14 protein-coding genes are annotated in these 24,400 nt (G+C 51.5%); 1 reads left to right on the top strand and 13 read right to left on the bottom strand.

Annotation, left to right across the window (positions count from 1 at the left end; translation table 11 throughout):
- Window positions 1-13: 13 nt before the first annotated feature.
- From WH37_RS17205 to WH37_RS17215, 3 genes are read right to left on the bottom strand one after another with little or no spacing between them, the layout of a single operon-like run.
- The gene (locus WH37_RS17205; protein ID WP_046231825.1) at window positions 14-3,142 is read right to left on the bottom strand and encodes an alpha-mannosidase; all 3,129 of its coding nucleotides are present in this window, start codon (window positions 3,140-3,142) and stop codon (window positions 14-16) included.
- On the bottom strand, window positions 3,139-5,454 hold the full coding sequence (locus WH37_RS17210; RefSeq protein WP_046231826.1) for a glycoside hydrolase family 3 N-terminal domain-containing protein: 2,316 nt from the start codon (window positions 5,452-5,454) through the stop codon (window positions 3,139-3,141). The genes WH37_RS17205 and WH37_RS17210 overlap by 4 nt, the downstream gene beginning before the upstream one ends.
- A 25-nt stretch (window positions 5,455-5,479) precedes the next feature.
- The gene (locus tag WH37_RS17215; RefSeq protein ID WP_046231827.1) at window positions 5,480-8,602 is read right to left on the bottom strand and encodes a glycoside hydrolase 5 family protein; all 3,123 of its coding nucleotides are present in this window, start codon (window positions 8,600-8,602) and stop codon (window positions 5,480-5,482) included.
- Between the two features lie 144 nt (window positions 8,603-8,746).
- On the opposite strand from WH37_RS17215, the gene WH37_RS17220 reads away from it, so the two are divergent.
- Window positions 8,747-9,787 (top strand): LacI family DNA-binding transcriptional regulator, encoded by a 1,041-nt coding sequence (locus tag WH37_RS17220; RefSeq protein ID WP_046231828.1) that lies wholly within the window; start codon window positions 8,747-8,749, stop codon window positions 9,785-9,787.
- A 164-nt stretch (window positions 9,788-9,951) separates the two neighbouring features.
- On the opposite strand, the gene WH37_RS17225 is transcribed toward WH37_RS17220, so the two are convergent.
- The 10 genes from WH37_RS17225 to WH37_RS17270 form a co-directional block, all read right to left on the bottom strand.
- Entirely contained in the window at window positions 9,952-12,165 is a 2,214-nt protein-coding gene (locus tag WH37_RS17225; protein WP_046231829.1) for a helix-turn-helix domain-containing protein, read from the bottom strand.
- 392 nt (window positions 12,166-12,557) lie between these two features.
- A complete protein-coding gene (locus WH37_RS17230; protein WP_082110863.1) occupies window positions 12,558-14,195 on the bottom strand; it encodes a type 2 periplasmic-binding domain-containing protein in 1,638 nt (545 codons plus the stop codon).
- A gap of 132 nt (window positions 14,196-14,327) precedes the next feature.
- Complete coding sequence (locus tag WH37_RS17235) at window positions 14,328-15,227, bottom strand: carbohydrate ABC transporter permease (protein WP_046231830.1); 900 nt, start codon at window positions 15,225-15,227, stop codon at window positions 14,328-14,330.
- Window positions 15,228-15,242: 15 nt separating this feature from the next.
- Window positions 15,243-16,223: an ABC transporter permease gene (locus tag WH37_RS17240; RefSeq protein ID WP_082110864.1), complete on the bottom strand. Its 981-nt coding sequence runs from the start codon at window positions 16,221-16,223 to the stop codon at window positions 15,243-15,245.
- Between the two features lie 347 nt (window positions 16,224-16,570).
- Window positions 16,571-18,001, bottom strand: coding sequence for an alpha-L-fucosidase (locus tag WH37_RS17245; RefSeq protein ID WP_046231832.1), 1,431 nt, complete (start codon window positions 17,999-18,001; stop codon window positions 16,571-16,573).
- Window positions 18,002-18,013: 12 nt separating this feature from the next.
- On the bottom strand, window positions 18,014-19,072 hold the full coding sequence (locus tag WH37_RS17250) for a Gfo/Idh/MocA family protein (protein ID WP_046231833.1): 1,059 nt from the start codon (window positions 19,070-19,072) through the stop codon (window positions 18,014-18,016).
- A 57-nt stretch (window positions 19,073-19,129) separates the two neighbouring features.
- On the bottom strand, window positions 19,130-19,996 hold the full coding sequence (locus WH37_RS17255) for a sugar phosphate isomerase/epimerase family protein (RefSeq protein ID WP_046231834.1): 867 nt from the start codon (window positions 19,994-19,996) through the stop codon (window positions 19,130-19,132).
- A 105-nt stretch (window positions 19,997-20,101) separates the two neighbouring features.
- Window positions 20,102-21,883, bottom strand: a complete 1,782-nt coding sequence (locus WH37_RS17260; protein ID WP_046231835.1) for a glycoside hydrolase family 35 protein — start codon at window positions 21,881-21,883, stop codon at window positions 20,102-20,104.
- Window positions 21,883-23,334, bottom strand: coding sequence for an alpha-L-fucosidase (locus WH37_RS17265; protein ID WP_046231836.1), 1,452 nt, complete (start codon window positions 23,332-23,334; stop codon window positions 21,883-21,885). The genes WH37_RS17260 and WH37_RS17265 overlap by 1 nt, the downstream gene beginning before the upstream one ends.
- Complete coding sequence (locus WH37_RS17270; RefSeq protein ID WP_082110865.1) at window positions 23,331-24,365, bottom strand: asparaginase; 1,035 nt, start codon at window positions 24,363-24,365, stop codon at window positions 23,331-23,333. Before WH37_RS17270 ends, WH37_RS17265 begins: the two co-directional genes overlap by 4 nt.
- Window positions 24,366-24,400: the final 35 nt, after the last annotated feature.

The raw sequence follows: 24,400 nt of genomic DNA on the forward strand, positions 1-24,400 counted from the left end.
CACATAGCTCCCCCTACTCCTGATCCTGATCCGATGAAACAAGCTTCACCGTTTTTATCTCAAAAGGCTTGAATGTCAGCTCGAATGCCCCTCGCTCACACGGCAGCTGCACCATTTCATCCTCAAGCAAATTCACGACAGACGCTCTCACTTCTTCCTTCGGCCACTGGATCTGCACCGTCTCTCTTCCGCCTGATGACTCATAAAACCGCAGCACGGTTCCATCCCCATCTTCGGAAGCTTTGATCGTATCCAAAATGACATGCTCGCTTTCAAAATCCAGCCATGCATGCCGTGCAGCAAGTGCGGGAACCGCTGGATGCGTACCTTTATTCGGCTGTCCCGCGACCGTCATGACGGGATGATTTAATTCCATCGCACGGCGAACAACCCTAGCCCCCCGCCAATCCTCCTGATGAGGCAGAACAGCATAAGTGAACTCGTGCTCGCCTTGATCTGCATGTTCGTCCGGCCATTTCGGCGCGCGCAGCAGCGACAAGCGAATCGTCTGGTCCTTAATGTCGTATCCATACTTGCAGTCGTTCAGCACGCTCAAGCCGCCATTGCCCTCGGAAATATCGGCCCAGCGATGTCCGCACACTTCGAATTGCGCCTGCTCCCAGCTCGTATTGTTATGGGTCGGCCGCTCCAACGCACCGAACGGAATTTCATACGTCGCCTTTGCAGCGACAAGATCAACCGGGAATGCCACCTTGAGCAATTTATGGCTCTCTGTCCAGCTCACCTTCGTCTGGAAGTCAACGTGGCGCTGATGGCGATACAAAATCATATCCTGGCTAATTTCCGATTCATTCAGCTTCCAGCGGAAGCGAAGCACATCCTTGGTGTTCCCCCGCTGTACGACTTCTTTCGAGATGAGCTGCACAGAGCCGGCACGCTGCGATTCAAAGCGCGGATCGATATCCCATGCATCCCAATAGGTCGGTTTATCATGAAAAAATTGCAGCTCATTCGCCTTATCGCCCGGCTTCAGCCACTCGCGCTGCACAGACTTGTCGTACCAGCGGGTAATCTCTCCCACGTCATTAAACTCAAGCGTGTAAAAATCCGTCTCCCAAACGGATGGAAAGGCTTCATCTGCTTTCGCATCCTCAACGTCGTCCGTATGCGATGACGCTCGCAGCCATATCGTTGTATAGCCGAAGGCCGGGATAGATGGAACGTACACGGATATCGTCTGGACGTCCCCACTCCGTTCGACATCGCAAACCAGACGCTCCCCGTTCACATCAACAACGGATAAGCCGCTCATTTCAGCACTGCATGTCAAGCTGACAACCTCTCCGCGTTCCCAGCCCAAGCTGTTGAACACGACGTAAGGCAACCCTTCCCCATCTGGCGTTATGTTGTCCGCAATAGCCTCAAGCGAGCGGGCGAGTGCAGCCGTCCCGATCTCCAGCACCTTCGCATATTCCTCTGTAGACGTCACGTATGCTTCAGGAATAGACGTTCCCGGGATAATATCATGGAATTGATTGAGCAAAATCAGCTTCCAGCCTTCATCGAGAGCCTCAGTCACCTTGCCGGACAACCCCGAGAACTGCCCCCACAGCTCCGCTTCGCGGTACAGCACTTCCGCCTTGCGGTTGCTTCGCTTATTTCTTGCATGCGTCGTATAGGTGCCGCGATGAAGCTCCAAATACAAATCGCCATGCCATTTGGGCAGCGATTGCCCGCTTTTTCCGATTCCCTCGAAAAAGGCCCCGGCCGTACTGAACCTGCTGACAGGCTGCCCGACCATAAAGGAGGAGCGCTCCGCAAACTCGACCATTTCGTTCGTTACGCCGCCGCCACCATCCCCATGCCCGTAAAGCAGCATTTGCTGCGGATGCAAATCCTTCTGTTTGTACGATTTCCAGTGTTCATCGACATCCTTGGGACGGGTATGCTCATTTACTCCATGGTTCAAATAGGCAATGACGGAGGTGCCATCGATGCCCACCCAATCAAACAAGTCGTAAGGAAAAGCGTTCGTGTCATTCCAATTGAGCTTCGTAGTCATAAAATACGGGATATCGGCCAGCTTCAGCATTTGTGGCAGCGACGCGCAGTAGCCAAACGTATCAGGAAGCCACTCAATGTTGGAACGTTTGCCGAACTCCTCCTTATAGAAGCTTTGGCCGTACAAAATTTGCCGCACCAACGACTCGCCGCTCGGAATGTTCAAATCTGGCTCCACCCACATGCCGCCGACTAGTTCCCAGCGCCCTTCGGCAATCCGCTCCTTGATCCGCTCATACAATTCGGGATAATGCTCCTTCACAAAAGCATAAAGCTGCGGCTGGCTCTGCGAATAGATGAAGCCGGGATATTCATCCATCAGCGTACATACCGTCGAAAACGTGCGGCTGGACTTGCGGACCGTTTCGCGGACAGGCCACAGCCAAGCAATGTCGATATGCGACTGCCCGACCAAATGCATAAAGCCGCTGCGGCCGCCTTCCGGCTCTTCTTCCTGAACCTTCTGGGCAAGCGACTGCTCCAGACCGTTCACCCACTCCGCCTCATTCCAGCGCTGCGGCTCGGCGTACATGCGATCCATGATGTTGTGAATCGCCCCCACAAGGCGATTTCGCTTCAAATCGTTCTCCGGCAGCGCGTTCAACGACTCCAACAAGACTGTAACGCTGTACATCAGGCTTTGCAGCGGCTGATTCACTCGGACGAGTGCCGAACGGATACCAGCGATCGGCGGCTGAATAACCGCCTGGCGGTTCAGCGGATCATGCGGCTCTGGAATCGGATCGTACAATTCGATTTCCAGCAGCGGCGTGCTCCCTACCCGGTCCACGGGGAGCGGCACATACCAATGATTCCGGTCGAGTCCGTGATACGGAGCCCCGTTCACCTTCAGCAGCCCTTCCCCACCCGCTTCGAAAATGAGACCAACCGCGTCTTGATGCCAAGCCTGCGGAATGTCTGCTTTTTTAGTTAAAAAATAAGTCGTGCCATGTGTACTGTGAAGAGGATTCACATTTTGCACACCGACATTTTGCTCATCCATCACGTATTCGCCAGGCCGGATATATTTCGCTCTTTGCATATGCCACTGCGGAAGCTCCATCGTCTCCAGCCACTGCCGCTCGGTCATATCCTGAATGAAGCGCCGAATTCGAATCATGCTTGCTCCCCCTCACGCTGCACATGCAAGCTGCATGCCAGCCAATCCTTCGAGCTGCTGCCAACCATCAAGCGGAATTCGCCCGGTTCTACAACCGGCTCCAGCTGGGCATTAATCAATGCAAGATGCTCTTGATTTACAGGAAAAGTGACAAGCTTCGTCTCCCCCGGCTGCAAATGGATTTTGCGGAAGCCCTTGAGCGAGGTTTCAGCACGGGTAACCGATGCTGATACATCAGTTATATACATTTGCACAACCTCATCTCCAGCCACACCGCCGATGTTCGTCACTTCGATTTGGACCTCGGCTTCTCCGCCCGGAGCCATCACTTCCGGCACAACCCGTATGTTATCGTAGCCAAATTGGGTATAGCTGAGTCCGAACCCGAATGGATATTGCGGCTCCAGATCCGTCTCCAAATACCGCTTGCCGCGTGTTCTCTTGGAATGATAATAAACAGGCAGCTGGCCGACATGCTTCGGAATAGAAATCGTAAGGCGCCCAGAAGGATTGACGTCGCCGAACAAAATGTCCGCAATCGCATTGCCGCCCTCCTGTCCCGGGTACCACGCCTCCAAAATCGCATGGGCATGCTCTTCAATCCAAGGCTCGGCAATCGGCCGACCGTTAATATAGACGATGATAACCGGCTTTCCGAGCTTATAGATTTCCTGCACCAGCTCAAGCTGCACACCCATGAGATTAAGCGTCGAACGGTCGATGCCTTCGCCGCACTCCATGTCGTTCCATGCGTTATCCGTAACGACGGACGCACCTGTACGCAAATCAATCGTGCCTTCGCCGAAATCCCGGGCGCTGGAGCCGCCGATGACCATAACGATGGCATCCGCTTGCTCCGCGCAGGCGAAGGCATGGCCGAAGCCGTCTTTGGCATCGCCCTTGATCCGGCAGCCGGGGGCATACAGCACTTGGTCCTCCGCATCTGCGCCGAGCTTGCGGCGGATACCGTCCAGCACGGTGACGATTTGCCCCTTCGGCTGCGGTGAAGTGTAATCGCCAAGCTGATTGTAGACGTGGTTCGCATTCGGGCCGATAACCGCTATTTTGGTGCCTGCTTTGCTGAGCGGAAGCGTGGCCTTTTCATTTTTGAGCAAAATAATGCCCTCCGCAGCTACCCGTCTCGCCAGCTCCACATGCTCCTTGCACCCGATGACCCGCTGCGCAAAATCTGGATCGACATAGGGCCGTTCGAACAAGCCGAGTCTAAATTTTATGTCGAGCACCCGTCCTGCCGCTGTATTCAGCTCTTCCTCGGTCATCAGCCCCTGCGCAAGCGCGCTCCCTAAATACTTGCCGTACATATAGCCGGACATTTCCATATCAACGCCTGCCCTCAGGCTTTGCGCCACAGCCTGCTCCCCGTTCTCCGCCGTGTTGTGGCCGCTGACCAGCATTTGAATCGCGCCAAAATCGGTAATGACAAAACCGTCAAAACCCCATTCCTTGCGCAGCAGGTCGTTCAGCAAATAGGAATTTGAAGTGCAGGGCACACCGTCAATTTCGTTGTACGCCGTCATGACGGAGCAGGCGCCTGCTTCGACCGCCTTTTTGAACGGCAGCAAATCGATTTCATGAAGCTCGCGCATGCCCATATGGACGGGAGCCGCATTGCGTCCACCCTCCGAGCTGCCATATGCCGCAAAATGCTTAAGCGTCGCCACAATCGTTTTCTCCGTATCCAGCCGCTCCCCTTGCAGCCCCTTGATCGCCTGAACCGCCAGCTCTCCGATCAAATACGGATCCTCCGCGAAACATTCCTCCGTCCGCCCCCACCGCGGGTCGCGCACCACATCAAGGACAGGCGAATACGTCGCAGCGCCCCCCTGACTTCGAGTCTCTACCGCAATCGCCTCGCACATTTCCCGGTACAAGTCTTTATTCCACGTGCTTCCGACCGTAAGCGGAACGGGAAATACCGTTGCCCCAATTGCCATATGCCCATGAGAACACTCCTCCCCGAACAAAATCGGAATGCCGAGACGGGAGTTTTCGATCACGTACCGCTGGATTTCATTCGTCGCGACCGCACCTTGCCTTGGCGTAAGTCCCGTCTCCAGCGTCACCTCTGTCCAAGGATCGGCGCGAAGAACACCGTATAAAGAACCTACTCCGCCCCGCGCAACATCTTCTTTGAACTGCTCCGTCACCTGCACGGTGCCGTCCAATTCTTTAAGGTAGGTTTTCCACCCCATAGGCTGGATAAGCTGGCCGATTTTCTCCTCTGTTGTCATTCGTTCGAGCAAATCCTGAACCCGTTCCTGAATCGGAAGCGAAGCGTCTTTATAGTCCATGTGCACATTCTCCTTCTGGGTTGATTTAGCGTTTGAAAGCTCTGATGCTCACTTGCTCGGGGCGATACACCGACAACAGCTGTCCTTCATGGTCGGCGACGAACATGACCGTCCGTTCATTTTCTAAAACAAATGCATAATGGGCGCCAGTCAACGGGTCCCGTATTTCCAGTTCAATGTCGCTGCTATATTCAGATACAAAAATATAAAGATTGCCCTCATCAAATTGCAGCTTCCGTCCATAAACACCCGCAGCGTCGCCGCCACTTATCCATTCCAGCTCCAGCTCAGCGCCGGAAGCACGGAACGCCTCTTCATACAACGCTTGCAGCGGCTCCCACCTGTCATTCAGCTCCAGCGGCAGCGGACACCATATGAAGCGGCCTGCACCCAGCGCAATGCTGACCAGACCTTGGCTGGCATTGCCGCTACCGTTTCCTGGCTGCAAAATCGGCCGATCGATAGCCAGCTGCCCGATTTTGCGTCCTCCGAACGATACGCTGTGCAGCTTGCCGCCTAGCAGCAGCGCCTCTTCACGAAGCACGTTGCCGGGCACCGTCTCGCCGATCTCAGCCCGAAGCCGTTCATTGGCAGCGCCCCAATAAGCGTCCAAGCGGAGCGGCCCCGTCCATAGCACGGTGCTGCCGTTCTTCGCAAGACTAACCAGCTGGTCAAATGCCTCATCGCTGAAGTTATGGGCGCTCGGCACCACAATGAGCTTAGCCGGCTGGCGCTCCAGCTCTTCCAGCTGGTATTCGCCTACGCCCCGAGGATGTATATTCATCCCGAATGCAAGCACTCTTACCGCCTGCGAGGTAGCCTCGAAAGCGAGCTTCCGGCTCGAAAAATCATTGGAATACGGGTATACGACAGCAACGTCCTCCAATACCCGTCCCTCAAACAGACCGCCAATCTCCTGCATAAAGCGGCCAAAATCATACGTCACATCCGTTTCGGGTTTCTGGGTGCCATCGGCCCGAAGGGCCCCGATGTTCGATTCATTCGCATTGTTCATAAAAGGGTTAATATTCCATATCCATTGCACCGCCCCAGCGCCTCCGGTTGAAAAAGCATAGGCATATTTTCGCTCCAAAATGCGATGCAGCTCTTCCTCCGAGCGTTTGGCGATGCCGTCAGGGCGCTGAATATGCATAATGCCGGTTTCCTGGGTCAAGTTTGGCTTATCCAGCGTTTTGGTGAAAATCCCGTCCCACACCAGCTGATCCATCAGCCACCAGCTATGTACGGTCGTATAATCGACTACTGAAGCGTAGAAAAAGGGAGACGGCCGCTGCCCGCCCAGCGCCTCATCCTGTCCGACCGTCACAAGCTGACGCGGATTGGAGCTGCGAATGGTGGAGGCCAGCTCCTGCGCCCAGCGATTGTGCATATCCATAGAAAACAGCGCATAATCCAGCCATGGCGCCCACTTTTTCGGCAAAAGCACACTGTCAAAATGGGTATCGCCCGGGTCCGGCGGCATGGCCGCTTCAAAGGATGGCAGCTCTCCGGGAGTCATATTCCATCGTTCCTGAAGCCGGGTAAGGTCGCCGCTGTGGCGTACCTCCAGCCACTGGGAAAACGCTGCTCGTTCATAACGGTCCGCAAGCGCCCTCGGTCCCTCAAACACACGCGCCGGATCAAATAACGAAGGCTCATTGATGAGATCCCAATGTACGCGCGTCGTGCCCTGGTGGCGGGAGACGATGGAAGCAATGAACCGTTTTTGAGCCTCGACGGCCCGCGGATCCAAATACGGGTTAACCCCTTCCCACGCCTCGGGCGTAAATGAGAAGAAGGTGAAGGTAACCTCCAGCCCATTCCGCTTGGCGGTAAGCAGGAAAGCATCGATTGCCCGCAAAACATCCTCGACGACATGTCCATCCGCGAACATCATATTCCGGTATCCCGTCCAGATGCCCGTCCGTATCAAATTGACTCCGGCCCGCCTCATCTCTGCCATATCCCGCTCCCAGCGGCTCACATTCGGCAGATGGAGAAACTTGCGCGACACATCAGAGGCCATATACGTCATGCCGACGATAGGTACAGGGCGTCCGCCGCGGTAGAAATAGTCTCTTCCGCATGCAAGCAGCTCCCCGCTGTTCAGCAATTCCCTGTCCATTCCCCAATAAGCCTGCGTCATAAGCCGAACTTCGCCTGCATCTGAGCGGACTTCACAGGTGATCAAGTGAAGGCCTGCCACTGCCGGTACCGGCACAGGGATGCGGAGCAGCTGCAAATCCCGACGCTGCGGCCCCGTCTTCGCTTGCAGCGTACTTTCCCAGACCGAAGCCTGACCTTCATGCTCTACCTTCAGCTTGAAGTTCCAGTGCTGCTCCATCAAGCAAGTACGGGACAAGGACTGCAATTGAAGCGTCAAAACAGGCTGTTCACCCGGTTCATAAGCCGCGTAATTGGGCTTAAGCCACAGCTCGGTGACGCCGCGTCCAACATATTCGGCAAGCTCCTTGAGCAATGCAGCGCCCGCGCCGTCCCAGAATGGCTGCTCCAGCGTCTGATTGATCAATATCCAGCGGCCTCCTGCAAAGCTCCCCTTCATGTTTTCCAGCAGGACGACCGGAGCCGCTCTTTCGCGTCCATCCTTATCCACACCAACAAGCATCGGGTAAATAAAAGCATCCATTGGGCCACCCGAGCCCATCTCGGCGGGGATATCGCTCGACTTTGTAGCATGAAGCGTCAATCCCCAGGTCGGTTCAATGCCGAAAAGCGCTTCGCGCCCCAGAAGCAGCGGAAATTCAGCCGATGCAGCTACCCGCTCTACTTTCTGAACGGCTGCTGGCAGCGCGTCATGGATGTTCAAGAGCTGATGGTACGCCGTCTGCTCCCGCTCCACTCTCCAGCCGTCGCCATCTTTCACAACTGGCCTGCGAAAAGGAGCACCGCCCGCATGAAGCAAGCCGGCTCCTCGGCCCAGATGGGCTTTCACGCCGCTCCATGCGGATTTCGGAAAATACGGGCCGTGCAAATGAATAAGCGTTTCCCAACTCGCCTCTGCCAAACGATCTGACAGCGTATGTGCATCAGCGATTTCAGCCCATACGGAAATCTTCTTCCATACTTCCGGTGAGGGGCGCACGCCCTCGTAAGGAAATGATTCGTCGTAAAACACTAAAATTTTCATGGGCCCTCCAAATGAATATTGTTATTTTTGTTAGGTTATTATATAATAACGTTATGATAAAGCCAGTCTATAACTTTTGCCAACAAACGTCAACGCTGTTATTTAGCGTGACGTTTGTTAGTCCTATCACCTAAGGAGAACATCATGCCACGTAAAGTATCGATCCAAATGATCGCCGATCAGCTCGGCCTATCCAAATATGCGGTATCCCGCGCGCTTAGCGGAAAATCCGGGGTCAGCCAAGCAACGCGCGAGCGGGTTTTGGAGTTCGCCAAAACGCTTGGTTACGGGCTCCCTTCCCAGAAGGCGCCTTCCCCTGCTCCTGACGCTGCCTCTTCCTTTGTCCTAATCTGCATGAATCCTTCCAACCGAGTCGACCCTTTTTATTGGCAGCGGGTTTTGGACGGACTCATATCCGGCTGCAGCGAGCGGGGATGGCCTCATGTTATCGTCTCCCAGCCCGTTTCGTTCCCGGCCGTGTCCCATTTATCGCCGCAGGAAATTATCGCGCCGCATTTGGACTGGAACAGCTGCCTTGGACTCATCGTCATGGGCGCATACCCTTATGCCGCCCTTCAGCTTATGGCCCGTACAGGCAAGCCATTGGTGCTGCTCGATCATAATGAGCCTTTGCTTGATTTTGATTCGGTCAATCATGCGAATATTGAAGCGGGAATTATCATTGCTCATCATCTGCTGGCCGCCCAGAAATGCAGAAGCCTTATTTTTCTCGGTGATGATGGCAGGTCCGCCAGCTTTGCCGAAAGACGGATCGGCGTAAGGACAGCAATGGAGCGCTACGGCGGCCCAGAGGCGAAGCTGCAGGAGTGGGAGCTGGCCTATGAAGAGAAGGAATGGCTCACCGCTACCGCAGAACGATTTGTCCAGCTCGCACCAGAACAGCGCCCAGATGCTTGGATTTGCGCCAATGACGACATCGCCATGCAATGGATGCAGCAGTTGCAGAGGATGGGAGTAGCGGTTCCAGAGCAGACGCGCGTGACAGGTATCGACAACGTTGAGGCGGCAGCCCACACGTCCCCTCGACTCACCACCGTGAACCTCAGCAAGGAAGCACTTGGCAGCCGCGCGATCGAAGCGCTATGGCGCCGCATCGAACGTCCAGGAACGCCGATGGAGCGGCTGCATCTCAGCGCCACCTTAATTCCTAGAGATTCCGCTTAAGCAGCTTATTTCGAATAAGCTTGTGCAGCGGGCTTCCCCCACCTATAAAAGATAAACGGCGATAGTTTTTTGTGTATTCACAATGAACTACCGCCGTTTATTTTTGTGGGGCTGTCCGCCTCGGTCTCTATCAGCTGTTCATATCAGCTGTTCATATCAGCTGTTCATATCGCCTTTCGGTAATCGCTTGGCGCTACGCCTACTACATTTTTGAACGCCCGATTAAAGGAGTTGTAGTTGGTATAGCCCACTTCCTCGCTAATTTCCTGAATCGCCCTGTCCGTCTCCAGCATAAGCTGCTTAGCCCGCTCTATACGGTGACTGATGAGCAGATCTACGAACTTCTCGCCAATTTCATCCTTGAACAGCTTGCTTAAATATTTCGGATTAATATCAAACAGATCGCTTAAATAATTCAGCGAAAGCTCTGGGTTATTATAGTTTTCCTCCACGTATTTGCGTATTTCCAAAATATGCGTCCGATGCTTCTTGCTGCAGCGCATCGCCTGCATCTGCTCAGCAAGCTCCCGAAATGTCTCCCAGCAGAGCAGCCGAAGATCATCTAATACTTCCCAGTCCTCCAGCCCACGAAGGAGACGGCCGAACGAAGCCGACCACAGCTCTTGGTATTCACGAGGAAGCTCGGCAAACTCCCGATTATAATGCTGGAACAGCAGCTGCACCGTATTCATCATTTCCTGACGGGACAACACAGAGGCGCTGATTTGATCAAACAAGCGTTCAAAGTGTTTTTCCCACGTTTCATCGGACAGCCGCATCGCTTGCACTAATAGGGAAATCGTCTTGAGAAACTCATATACGTCATTTTTGGAATCCGGCACTTCCCCGCACGAAATCACTCGGTTCATGCCCAGCGCCGCTTTATAATCTAGAGCATGGGATGCTTCCTTGAGCGAAGCTCTTAGACCTCGTAGATCAGTCGCCACTCCACCCGTCCCAATCGTAACGGTGAAGTTCAAATATTGCCCGACCTTCTCCAAATAGCCGGACAGCACCTTGCGCTCTACCTGTTCAGACAATGCCGTTTCGGAAAGCCAGAGAATCGCATACAGCCGGCGCTCCGAAATCCATTCCGCCCATACGTCTGCCTCCTCCTGCTGGGCGCTTTCTTGCAGCACAGTGGACAGGACGAACTTTAGCAGCGTCTGATCATGCTGATGATAGTCAACGGCAAATTGCGGATAACGGTCAATTTCTACAACCATGACCATCCATCTGCAATCAAGCTCCGGAAGCTTAAACTTCGTCATTTCAGCCTGCAATTCGCCGTCCGTGAAAGGACGCGTTCCTTCAAGCAGCTCCTGAAAAAAATATTTCTTTTGCAAAATCAGATTTTCTTCGTATTTTTCCTGATATTGCTTCGTTTGATCGATCATCCGCTCAAGCGTGTTTTGAATAAACCTGAACTCATTTTCTTTGGCGGAGCTCGTTCCCGGTTGTTTTTGCGAGGCGACTGTCTGAATTAACGTCACGATTTGCTGGATGGGCTTGTAGTTTCTCCGTGTGACATAAACGACCCAAATGACGCCGATTAGAACGACTGCAATCGCGAAAGCAAACCATATATTATAAAATTGCAGCGCAAATTTAACGACCTTCCCATTATTAATACCCGTCTCTACCTTCCAGCCGCTGTAGCTGGACGTAAAGGTCGAGAAAACCTCGCCGGAAGCAGGCTTAGCACCCCCACTTTCGGGCAAATGCTCATCCCACAAATTCCCGCCAGAGCTGCTGATCACATTGACGAAGGTGTATTCGGGAGCATACATCTGCATAATGGACTTCCGCAGCGTTTGCAAATCCACATTGACGACCATAAGGCCAGTTCCGCCCTCCATGCCGCGCACAAGCGTCACGACCTGCTGCGCCGATTGTAAGGGAAGAGCTTTGAAATTTCTGAAATCCACCCATTTTCGCGTCGGGTTGCTGCGGCTTTCTTCTATAAAAGACGCATCTGGAAACTCCTCAATCGGAACCGCCTTTCCGTTGCTGAATACGATATTGTCCTTATACCGGACCAAATAGATGGAATCGATTAACGGGAAATTGATTTTCAGCTCATCAATAACCTCGAGAACCTGAATGCCGGCGTACACATCATCGCTGCCAGCAGCCGTATAATAATTTTTCAAATCCGGGTTCGTCAAAATTTCTCGCAGCACTTTAAAATCGATCGAGCGCAGCGAATTGTCCAAATACTGCATGACCTGAGACGCCAGAAATTCATTGGCTTTCAAAGCTTCCTTGCGATTTTGCTCATTGAACAGCTGGAAGAAAATAATAAACAAAATCGTCGTCACAATAAAAAAGACCGGTAAATACGATAGCAGCAAACGTCTAAACCAATTGTTGTTCATCTCTGAGGTCCCCCCTCACTTTTTATACATATGACAACAGCCGCCCGGCTCAAGCTCCCAGCTCCACCTAGATGCGTGGTGAAGAAGGCGTAGCGGAATGAAAGGCTTGTGCTGGAGAAGCGACAGCGTTCGCTTAAAGCTTTCCGTAGGAAAGCAGCTTCGTAAGCATATGCTTTTACCCTTGCATTTCCACATATAGTGGATCATCTAAAGAAAGGCAAGGGTAACGGCGATCGGAAGCCAAGCTTTTCATGCAGCGCAGCAGCTTTTTCACCAAGCTTCAAAATATTCATTTATTATATAGGATGAAGCGGGGCCGTCATAGGGGAAGACCGCTCCGAGTCATGTCTGACAACACGGAGCAGCCCCTTAGAATAAACGTTTATGCTGTTTTATTTTTTCTCAATCGCACGCTGATAAATCGCCAAATAATTGCCGAGGCCTAGTCCATCGAAGCCTTTGACATAGCTATCCCAGTCTTTCTCAATGCTCTTGTTGCCCAGTATGAATTGCGCCATGTTCGTCTGCACGTAATCCTTAACTGCGGTTGTCAGCTGAGCTGCTGCTTCTGTATCCTCCGGACGAATAAAGACGTTGGAAGGATACACTTCCTTCGGAGCATAAGGAGCATAGACATTCGTCGCTTGTGCCAGACGAGTGCCGTAGCCTTCAGACACTAGAGGATCCTGCCCTTCCACGAACAAGTTGCGGAACGTATTGGACAAATCATGTGCGCCAATTTGCGACCAGCTTTCGTTAACGACGACGTTTGGATCACGCTCAGGCAGGTTGTAGTAGCTGTACTTGGCAGGCTCGCCATTAATATTTTTCTCATCGGCGCCAGCCATTTGCCAGCCCTTGCCCTCAGTCGGGCCGTATTCCGCATAAAGCGCGCCTTCTTCGCTGAACATGTAATCGATAATTTCAATCGCTGCGATTTGCTGCGCTTCCGAAGCTTTATTGGTAATCGCAAACTCGAATTCGCCTACGCTTTGCGTAGCGCCTGTCGTTTGCACACCATCCGGCCCTTTGAGCGGAGGCACGATATCCCAGTGCTGATGGCGGGTAATCGTCTTATCGTACGTATTGACCAGGTAGCTTACGAGCGCAGTCGTAATGGAGCCAACAACCTCGTCGCCTTCCCTGTTGCCGAGCTGTCCGACCGCTTGGTCATTTTGTGTAAAAGCAGCCGGGTCGATCAAGCCTTCCGAATACAGCTTGTGCATATATTCCAGACCCTTCTTCCAGCCCTCTTGGTTAGCGGCAAAATCAACTTTGCCGTCATTGACGATTAAATATTTATCGTTGTCATTATAGATGAAGCTATTCATCAAATAAGCGTCCATATTTCCGTTCCATACATATTTGTTCGGTGCGCCTGTAAGTGGAATTTCATCGGCTTTGCCATTGCCGTTAGGATCTTTCTCTTTAAAGGCTTTAAGAACGGTGTAAAGCTCATCGGTCGTCGTCGGCATTTCAAGGCCAACCTTGTCGAGCCAATCGGTATTGATCCAATATTTTTGCGCATACGTACAGTGGTAGCATTCATTAAATATAGGCAGGGCGTAAATGTTACCATCCGGAGCCGTAATCGCCTCTTTGAAATACGGTTTTTCTTCCATAATCTTCGTCAGATTCGGGGCATGCTTCGCAATTAAATCATTCAATCCAAGGAAGATCCCTTGATTCCCGTAAGTTTGAAGGTCTGATGTAGTAAATTTGCCATGGAGGAAAACTTCGGGATAATCGCCGCTCGCCAGCAGCAATTGCCTGCGATCCTGGAGCGCGTCTGTTGGAGCGAGATCCCATTTCAGCTTAACATCAAACTTGTTTTCAATGAATTTCGTGAACTCATTGTCTTCCATAGGTGCTTTGCCCTGTGGAGCAAAAAAAGTCATCGTTACGGGTCCGGCACTCTCTCCACCGCCGCTGCTGCTTTGTGTATTATTGCTTGGTGTGGAGCTGCAAGCCGACAGTACGGCAACCGTAGTAAAAATAAGCAACAACATCGAAATCCAAGATTTTTTCAAACCAGACTCCTCCTTTTTAATGAACACCACTTATTTGTCTGTTACTGCACTATATTGAACCCTGTCCCGGAAGCCCGATCGACCTTCGCCCCCTTTCACAATGGCTTCCAGATGGCAGATATGGCAAATGCCCTACCCTTTCAAGGAACCAACCATAACCCCTTTGACGAAATGCCGTTGAACGAATGGATACATGATCAAAATAGGGATGCTCGCCACAACGATCAATGCGTATTTGAGCACCTGCTCGAACCCTTGATCACGGAGCTGCTGGCTCGTATTGGCGAGCATTGCCGGATCGGCAGCGTTCAGAATGAGCAAATTGCGCAGCACATATTGCAGCGGGAATAAATTTTCAGAGCGCAAATAAATGAGTGCATCAAAGTAAGCATTCCAATGGCCCACCGCATACATCAGCGTCATAACCGCCAAAATCGGCTTCGATAAGGGCAGCACAACGCTGACCAAATACCGGATATCCCGGCAGCCATCCACCTCAGCAGCCTCCCGCAATTCATCCGGAATCGAGGACTGGAAAAAGGTTCTGGCCACGATGACCTGGAACACCGCCAGCGCCCCTGGCAGCCACATCGCCCAGCGGGTATCCAGCAGGTGAAGATCCTTCATCAGCAAGTATGTGGGAATCAGGCCGCCATCGAAAAACATCGTAATCATCATAAAAATAATGATGGCGCCGCGGCCATAAAACGACCGGCGGGATAACGGATACGCCAGCATAACCGTCAGGATCACATTGATCGCCGTTCCGACTACCGTATAGATGATCGTATTATAAAAACCCATCATCAGCTGCGTGCTTTTAAAAATCGAGATATACGCCTTAATATTAAAATCGACCGGCAGCAGCCATATTTGCCCGGATGTAACCGCCCGGGAGGAGCTGAAGGAAGAGCTGACGATATAGAGCAGCGGGTAAGCGACAACGATCAGCACCAGCACGAGAAATAAATAATTGATGCCCATAAAAATACGGTCGCCCAAGGGGTCTTTAATTCGATTCCGATTAAACATAGATAGCCTCCTCCTTTACCATAAGCTGTTCTTACTGACTTTCCGGGAAACCGCATTGACCAAAATAAGCAAAATCAGGTTGATGATTGAATTAAACAATCCTACCGCTGAGGAGAAGCTGAAATTCGCTCCGATCAATCCGACCTTATACACATAAGTGGAAATCACTTCCGAAGCGCTCGTATTCAGCGGATTTTGCATCAAATAAATTTTTTCAAAGCCGACGCCCATAATGCTGCCGAGATTCAAAATCAGCAAGATGACGGTGACGGGGATGAGGCTCGGAATATCAATATGCCATATTTTTTTGAGGCGGGAGGCTCCATCCATGCGGGCTGCTTCATAGAGCGAGGGATCCATACCAGCAAGCGCAGCAATATAAATAATCGAAGAATAACCCATCCCCTGCCATACACCCGACCATACATAAATCGATTTAAAATATTCTGGTATGCCCATAAAGTTGGTCATGGTCATGCCAAGGAAGGTAAACAGCCGGTCTACGACCCCGACATGCGGCGAGAGCATCAAAATAATAATGGATACCATAACGACCGTTGAAATGAAATGCGGGGCGTAGGTGACCATCTGCACCGTCTTTTTAAAATAACCCGTTCGCAGCTCATTGAGCGCCAAAGCAAGCAGGATCGGAATCGGAAAACCCGCAATCAGCGTGTAAAGGCTGATACCAATCGTATTTTTGAGCAGCAGCCAGAAATTTGGAGAGTTGAAGAAGGTTTCAAAATGTTTAAGCCCTACCCATGGGCTTCCCCAAATGCCCTGAACGACGCTGTAGTTTTTGAAGGCAATTTGTACGCCAGCCATTGGCATGTACTTGAAGATAAATAGATACAGCACTGGAGGAAGCACCAATAAATACAGCTGCCAATGCCTTTTAAGACTTTTAAGGAAGGGGTGCTCTATTTTGCGCTCGCTCTGATTCATGCTTTTTTGGGGCTTCATTCGTGTCGGTATCGCTCCCGAGTTCTGACTCATCTGCATCATTCCCTCTATATTTTTTATGTAATAATACCTAACACACAATTCATTATACAGCTTGTTTTTTCACTGGAACTTCTTCTCCGTGCCGATTGTGTAAACTTTCCTATCAGGTAGCGCTTTCTTGCATTGATCGTACCTTGAGTCGGGTCATTTAAGCAATTTGCAATTTTCGCACACCTCTCCATATTCCAGAAACCCTTGTCAAATCAGGGAAAATCGGTGCTTTCTTCTCTTTTTTCGCCAGCGGATAGCGGATACGCAGGGCAGAAGCAAGGGATAAGCAAAGCACAAAAAAATCTCGAGGGCCGCTGACTCTCCCCCGAGATTTCGAATGCTGCTTATTAGGATGTAAACAATCGGAACGTTTGTGTGATAGGCGCCTGCTCCGTAATGGACGCTTGCGGCAGCTTAACAGCCACTCCAGTTTCCGCCTTGGTAAACGCAACTCCCTCTTGATCATTCGTTCCAACAAGCTCGATCCGCTCTACACTGCCTAAGTATGGAATGACGAGCTGCTGATCGACGGCCTCATTTTCATTTGCGTATAGGCGGAAGGCATACGTTACATTGTCCTTGCAGGTAAATGCCCAATCTCCTGTAAAATAAGGACCGCAAATCCGCGTTCCGTAGATGCCCTCGCCATGTACATTCAGCCAAGCACCAAGCTCCTTGATACTCTTGACCGCACCTGCCGGCAGTCGTCCATCTGGCTGCGGCCCCACGTTCAGCGCCAAATTCCCTCCCTTGGCTACGACCTCAAGAAGAATATGGGCCAGCTGCCTAGCTGACTTATATTTGTCGTCGAAGGCATAAGCAAAGGAATTGCCAATCGTGATGCAGCTCTCCCATGGAATATTCATCGGCTGCTCTGGAATCGTCTGCTCCGGCGTTACAATGTTCTCATAAGGTCCCCCGACCGTACGATCGGCGGCTAGAAGCCAAGGCTGCGTCTTGCGTGCCCGCTCCACAACCTCGCCCAGACGGATATCCTGTCCCTTCCTGCCTTCCCGCACCCAGCCTGCATCGAGCCATAAACACTCAATCCGGCCGTATTTCGTCAGCAGCTCCATAATCTGCTCATGCGTAAATTCCACGAACTTCTCCCACAGCCACGGATACTGCTCTGGATCATAAGAAGGCCCACGCCACATATGCCGTCCGCGCTCCATGCCGGGCGCCCAGTAATAAGGCGTATGCCAGTCCGCTTTGGAAAAATAAGCCGAGATGCCTAGTCCCCTAGCGCGGAAGGCATCAAACAGCGTACGGCAAATGTCTGCGTATTTATGTTTATGAAACGGCGTGTCCGCTCCCGTAATGCGATAATCTGTCGTATGCGTGTCCCACATGCAGAAGCCGTCATGATGCTTCGTGGTAAACAAAAAATATTTAAAGCCGTTGTCGGCGGCCAAATCCGCCCACACCTCCGGCTGAAGGCGAATCGGATTGAACGTTTTATTCAGGTCGAAATATTCGCGCTTGAAGTCCTCCATGTCGTCGGTCCAATCCACATCATGGCGGGACCAGTCCCCGTCGTCATCGCTCAGCGCCCAGGATTCCACTAGCCCCAGCTGCGAATAAGGCCCCCAATGCATCATCAGGCCAAGCTTCTGATCCTTGAACCATTCCAATCGTTCATTCAGCAGCGGCTCTTCAGGCCTTACCCATTCTTCCTCTTTGCTGAAATGATGTACGCCGGCTTCAACAATATCCGCTTCCTGCTCCTGCTCTTGCTCCAGTTCCTGATCCAGCAAAATATCCTTAGGCTCGCTCATCGCCGTCATCTCCTAAAATTGAATTTCGCGTCCTTGACGTGCCGACTCGTAGATCGCACAAAGGATCTTCATCACTTCAACGCCGTCCTCTACCGGACTCAGCGTCTCCTTACGTCCCAATGTGCTGTCGATAAAATGATTGATTTCATTGCTGAAGGAGCCCATGAAATCAAATGATTTGAAATCTACCTGCGGCGTCATATTCAAAATCGTATCGAATTTTTCGCCGATAATTGAAATTTCCGGCTCCAGCTCGGCGCCGCCCTTGTCTCCGTAAAGCTTGACGGATATTTCGTCCTGCTTGGCATGCAGCGTAAAGCTGACGTCCACCAGCAAGCTCGCGCCATTTTCAAACCGAATCATCGCATTGGCCATATCCTCTACCGTATTTTCCTTCGCATCATAGTCAGCGGCTTTATAGAACGACAGATTGCGGATGTTGGAACGGTTGCCGAGTTGATGGGAAAGGTTCGCGGATACCGACTTGACCTTGGGCTTGCCCATTAAATACCAGCAAATATCAATAATATGCACACCCAGGTCAATAACCGGGCCGCCACCGGAACGCTCGATATCCGAAAACCAGCCGCCGGGGTTGCCAAGGCGTCTTAAGCAGGATGCTTTCGCATAGTAGATTTCGCCGAGCTCGCCCTCTTCGATGAATTTTTTCAGAATTTGGGCATTGTCGCTATAACGCCGTACAAATCCAACTTGCAGGAGCTTGCCACTACGATGCACCGCCTTCTCCACTTCGAGCGCCTCCTCAACGGTCTGGCAGAGCGGCTTTTCGCACAGCACGTTTTTACCGGCATCCAAGGCGGCAATGCTAATTTCGGCATGCGAATTATTCCACGTACAAATGCTGACCGAATGGATTTCAGGCAGCGCCAGCAGCTCTTTATAATCGGTGAACACTTTAGAAGCGTTATATTTTTTCGCCATTTCCTGCGCCCGGCCTTCGTTCAAGTCGCAGATGGCGTAGATTTCAACTTCCGGATTGCTGGCATACGCCTGCAAATGGCAATCTGATATAGAGCCTGCGCCGATGACGGCGATTTTTAATTTGGACATTTTGCTTCCCTCCATGATCTGCTTTTTGGCCTGTTCATTTGCTAATGGGTCGGACGGTTATGCTTCTTGCCAGAAACGGCGTACGTTGTCCATTGCTATTTTGGAAGCGGTTCTGCAATCCTCCATGCCTTCAAATTCAACGGAAATATACCCGTCATAACCAGACTGCTTCAGCACGCGGAACACTTCGTACATGTCGATGTCTCCATGGCCCACAATTGCACCTCGCAAATAATTGCCATGCGCGGTCTGAAACCAGCCCACTCCCGGGTTGCGAGAGGATGGTCTAAGGTAAAAATCCTTGGCATGAACCATCGAGGCATAAGGAATGTTATTTTTCACAGCGCTGACAGGGTCTTCATCTACACAGAGGAAATTGCCGATATCCAGCGTCGTTTTGAAATTATCCCGCGCCGTTTCATGCAATAATCGCTGGATTCGCTCGTTGGATTGCACATAATACCCATGGTTTTCCACACTCGTTGTAATGCCGAAGCCTGCTGCATAATCAGCAATGGTGCGGCATGCTTCTACAAGAGTCGGCAGATCCTTCTCAAACTGGGCAACCGTTCCCTCGTGTGCGGGGCGGAAGGCGACGTCATGCCGCATTTTGGCGACGCCTAGCGCTCTGGCAACATCGACATGCTTCTTGACGGCTTGAATTTCGTTGTCCAGCGCTTCAGGACCGTCATTCGCAACAAAATTTGCTCCTATGGCATAGTTGGAAATGTCGATGCCCACTTCCTTGGCCGTCTGCACAATTTGATCAACCAGCTCTGGATTGTCGATTAGGCTGTATCCGATAGGAACGATTTCCACATGTTCCCCGCCTTGCTCGGCGATAAAGCGAATCGCATCCGGCACCGTCATTTCTTTTTTGTCCAGAGCCTGCTGAAGACTGTATGTGCTGAGTCCTACCTTCATCTCTTCCCTCATCCTCTCCGCATGTTTGTATCCTCACACCAACGTATACCCTTTTCCCCGTCATTACACAATTCGCAATAATCGTCTACTATTCTATTTTCCAGTCTAGGCGCCCAAATCCGGGGTATCTACAAACGTTACGCTCCGACTGCCCGTTCCATGCAGCTCGAATATAACAATGACATTTTCACCCTGGCGCAAAAGCGGTGCTGGCACATACAGCGTTTGTTGCGGCCCTTTGTCCCAATATCGCCCCAGATTGAACCCGTTTATGAAGGCAACTCCCTTCGTCCAGCCTTCCAGCCGCAGGAATGTATCCTGCACATCATCCACGTGGAGAATGCCTCGGTAAAAAGCAGGCGCTGCCTGCGCAGCGGCAGTGTTGGTATTAGTGAAAGCATCGGTTGCAGCTTCGAATTGCAAAGGCGACAAGTCATCAAGCGGCAGACAATGAATCGCCCAGTCGTATAAAAATTGAAAACCAAAGCGGACGCCTTCCGTAATGCCCTTCGGATCTCTGAGATACGGGCCGTAATTGATTCGCCCCATATTTTCAACGAGAATCGCAATTTCGGCCCCTGCTGCCGGCACCTCGAACGATACCGTTCGCTCCTGATTGCCGCGTTCCAGCACACCTTCCAGCTTGCCATCCACAAATACCAGCGCACGATCCCGTACCTCCTGCACGACAAGCTCCTGTTTCTCCCGTGGCCCTGAAATCGTTGTCTTGTATAAAATAAAGCCATAATCCTGACCGAGCTTCTCCATCGGTTCGGGATTCGTTCGGCGAATCGGCGCGGGCAGCCGGTCTAACTGTGAGAACAATGCCGCCTGCTCCGTTATTTCTACCTGGCCGTATGCCCTTCTGCCAATAGGCTCTGGCAGTTTAAGTTCACCAAGCTTCATATAGCGATCGATGACAGCCCGCACCGCATAAAATTTATCCGTAGGCTCCCCCGATTCGCTTAAGAGCGAATCATAATCATAGCTCGTAATCGTCGGCTCATATTGATCCTTCTGCTGGCAGTTCGCTCCATTATAGAAGCCAAAGTTCGTTCCGCCATGGAACATGTAGAAGTTGACCGAAGCCTTCTCCTCAAGCATTTCCTCGAATACGCTAGCCACATCGCCTGCGTCTCTAGTATGGTGCCGCTCTCCCCAATGATCGAACCAGCCAATCCAATATTCCATGCACATTATGGGCTGATCCGCCTGATATTCACGCAACTTCAAAAAAGCTCCCTTCACCCCGGAGCCAAAATTCACAGTGGAGAGCTGTCCCGGTACCGACCCTCCTTGCAGCAAAGAGTCAGTCGGCCCATCTGAGGTGAACAGCAGTACATCCATCCCGCGACGAACCATGCCTTGACGCAAATATTCCAAATAGCTGGCGTCGTTGCCGTAGCTTCCGTATTCATTTTCAATTTGCAGCGCAATAATAGGCCCGCCGTTTGTACATAGGAGCGGCTGTAATTTGGGCAGCAGCACATCGTAATAGGCGTCTACCCGCTCCAGAAATTTCTCGTTATAGCAGCGAAGCTTAACCTCGTCATCCGCCAGCAGCCATGCAGGCAAACCGCCAAATTCCCATTCCGCGCAAATGAAGGGGCTTGCTCGCACAATCACGAGCAAACCGAGCTCCCCCGCTGTCTGAATAAAACGTTCCAAATCCGCCATGCCATCAAAACGGTACTGCCCCGGCTTAGGCTCATGAAAATTCCAAGGCACATAGGTTTCTACTGTATTGAAGCCGCAAGCTTTCAGCTTTTGCAGCCGGTCGAGCCAATACTCGGGTACAATTCTAAAATAATGCATAGCTCCTGATAAAAGCTGTACCGGCTTCCCATCATATATAAACTGGGATTGCCTGCATTCAAAAATCGCCATTAGACAGCCTCCCCTTGATTGCTCAAATAAACGCCCAGCCAAGATAAAGTCGGACACCATCTGGATTCTTGAATAGTGAGCCGGATTTTTCTTGCGGTTACCGGTTCGAAGCAGCAGATGCGCTTATAACCAACAATCGTTCCTTCATATAAAGACTTCCAGTCGTTCCCCTCGAAGTATTCCAGCTGAAAACGTTCCACTCGTTGTCCCGTCCTAATGTGCTCCTTGAGCACGATTCGGTCAAAGCGCTGCTCTTCCTGCAAATCCACCTCAATCCAAGCTTGCTCTGTTCCTTCGCGAGGACACCAGAACGTATCCAAATCATCATTTAACAGCTGTGATGCTGCGTGAGCTGCTTCCTTCGTTTCCGACGCTTGTATTTCCACCTTCGGTTGTGCCGCTAAATTATGTGCAAAGGTGCTGCGCAAAGCGTCGCCAAGCTGCTGTAAGCGCTCTATATCATTTTCGTGAACGAGGCCACGCTTATCCGGTGGAAGATTCAGCAGAAAAGTAGCATTGCCGCCAACCGAGCCATTATAAATGCCCAGAAGCTCTTCTAGCGATTTCACCTGATCATCCTCAGATTCATGGTAAAACCAGCCCGGACGAATCGATGTATTCACTTCCGCTGGGTACCAGATTAATTGGTCGTACTGTTTGACAATCTCTCTGCTGCCTAAATCACTTTCCTGCGAATTGATTCTGGTCGCAAACTCGCGATCATCCGCTTGTTGCGACTGCTCTTGAATCTTTTCATTATCCTGCAAATGGGCCGGCACGACGCTCCATTCCGAAGCTCGCGTATGCCCCGCTTCATTGCCGCACCAGCGCACATCGGGGCCACAAACGGAAATAACGGCATTGGGCTGCAGCTCGCGAATGACTGCATAGTAGCCGTCCCAATCATAAACCTGCCTTTTCCCATTAGGCCCTTCCCCGCATGCACCGTCGAACCACACACAAAAGATATCTCCGTAATTCGTCAACAGCTCTCTGAGCTGATTTTTGAAAAATTCATTATAACGCTCCGAGTCTCCGTAGGAGGCTTCATGGCGGTCCCATGGCGACAAATAAACACCAAACTGGATTCCACCTTTTCGGCAAGCCTCGGCTACTTCCTGCACCAAATCGCCGGAGCCATTTTTCCAAGGGCTTGCCGCTATCGTATGATCCGTATACTTACTAGGCCATAGGCAGAAACCATCGTGATGCTTGCAGGTCAAAATCAAACCCTTCATGCCAGCGGATTTACATGCCTCTACCCATTGATCAGCACTAAGCTCCGTAGGGTCAAAAATAGCCGGGTCTTCATTGCCCAAGCCCCATTCCTGATCCGTAAAGGTGTTCACCGTAAAATGAATAAAGGCATAAAACTCCAGCGCCTGCCATCTTAGTTGACGTTCTGATGGTGAAACGCTTGCCGCCGATTTTATCCCATGTGCTTGGTTCATAGGGACCGCCTTCCTTCCTCGACTCTATTTAGTTTAAATACCGCTTCGTTGGTACCTACTACAAGGCCGCCGTCGTTTTTGAGCTCCCGCGACGCAAGTTGGTACATCAGGTCAATTGTAACTCGATTGCTGTAATTTATCTGCTCCAAAATAGACGCAATAATGAGCGCCCACTCTTCCTCAGAGCCGTCCAGCACCTTCAAAGCAAACGCCATTCTTTCCTTGCGAAGAGCAAACCCATAAATGCCTTTTGCGCCGCCCTTCGCCACAATATTGCGATCCTTTAAAAGATTAGAGCATATGAACCATGGGGCTGAAACCATATTATGATTTTCGTTCATCAGCCTTCCTATATGTGAAGCCGCCTCTCGTATTCGATGATCCTCCAGCAAATCCGGGCAAGCAAGCTTTAGGAACATGGCTGCTATTTGCCGCAGGGGCAGCGCAAACACAGGAAAGCCGCAGCCGTCCGTGCCCAGCTGGATTTCTTCTGCTTGTGCCCCCGAGAATTCAGCGATTGTTTGTAAAATCTCTCTCTGTGCCGGGTGCTCAGGGGTGGCATATCCCTCTAATGGATATCCCTTTGCTTGGCATAGCGCAAGAACGCCTAAGTGCTTGCCTGAACAATTGTGATACAGACGACGCGGCGGCTGACTCTGGAGCAAAAGCGCATCACGTGCCTGTATGCTTAAAGGATACGTCTCGGAGCAAATCAAGCACCGCTCCTCTACGCCTATTTTGGCAAGCATAGCTTCCAGCGCTTCTACTTGATAAGGCTCTGCGCGATGCGAGGCTGTCATCAGTGTTTTCTCCTGATCCGTCAGGCTGTAAGTCTCAGGAACGCCATGCACAAAGGCTGGAATCGCCTGAAAAGGCTTGGCCGCAGAGCGCATATAGGAAACCCATTCCGGGTCGCCTACACTGTAGATGACTTCGCCTTTATCATCGATTCCGCAAATATGACCGTGATGAATATTTTCAAGCGTGCCGCCTCTATATTCCTCTACCAAACGTGCTGCCATAACCTGCATAACCGGATCACCTCTTGTTATATAATTAGGGAATT

Origin of the sequence: Paenibacillus algorifonticola (assembly GCF_000971975.1) — a bacterium.
GTDB classification, from domain to species: domain Bacteria; phylum Bacillota; class Bacilli; order Paenibacillales; family Paenibacillaceae; genus Pristimantibacillus; species Pristimantibacillus algorifonticola.

Excerpts from the sequence above, each read along its gene's own strand:
- WH37_RS17270 (WP_082110865.1), bottom strand. The coding sequence starts at position 24,365 with ATGCAGGTTATGGCAGCACGTTTGGTAGAGGAATATAGAGGCGGCACG.
- WH37_RS17265 (WP_046231836.1), bottom strand. The coding sequence starts at position 23,334 with ATGAACCAAGCACATGGGATAAAATCGGCGGCAAGCGTTTCACCATCA.
- WH37_RS17240 (WP_082110864.1), bottom strand. The coding sequence starts at position 16,223 with ATGAGTCAGAACTCGGGAGCGATACCGACACGAATGAAGCCCCAAAAA.
- WH37_RS17235 (WP_046231830.1), bottom strand. The coding sequence starts at position 15,227 with ATGTTTAATCGGAATCGAATTAAAGACCCCTTGGGCGACCGTATTTTT.
- WH37_RS17205 (WP_046231825.1), bottom strand. The coding sequence starts at position 3,142 with ATGATTCGAATTCGGCGCTTCATTCAGGATATGACCGAGCGGCAGTGG.
- WH37_RS17245 (WP_046231832.1), bottom strand. The coding sequence starts at position 18,001 with ATGAGCGAGCCTAAGGATATTTTGCTGGATCAGGAACTGGAGCAAGAG.
- WH37_RS17250 (WP_046231833.1), bottom strand. The coding sequence starts at position 19,072 with ATGTCCAAATTAAAAATCGCCGTCATCGGCGCAGGCTCTATATCAGAT.
- WH37_RS17260 (WP_046231835.1), bottom strand. The coding sequence starts at position 21,883 with ATGGCGATTTTTGAATGCAGGCAATCCCAGTTTATATATGATGGGAAG.
- WH37_RS17255 (WP_046231834.1), bottom strand. The coding sequence starts at position 19,996 with ATGAAGGTAGGACTCAGCACATACAGTCTTCAGCAGGCTCTGGACAAA.
- WH37_RS17220 (WP_046231828.1), top strand. The coding sequence starts at position 8,747 with ATGCCACGTAAAGTATCGATCCAAATGATCGCCGATCAGCTCGGCCTA.
- WH37_RS17210 (WP_046231826.1), bottom strand. The coding sequence starts at position 5,454 with ATGGACTATAAAGACGCTTCGCTTCCGATTCAGGAACGGGTTCAGGAT.
- WH37_RS17215 (WP_046231827.1), bottom strand. The coding sequence starts at position 8,602 with ATGAAAATTTTAGTGTTTTACGACGAATCATTTCCTTACGAGGGCGTG.
- WH37_RS17225 (WP_046231829.1), bottom strand. The coding sequence starts at position 12,165 with ATGAACAACAATTGGTTTAGACGTTTGCTGCTATCGTATTTACCGGTC.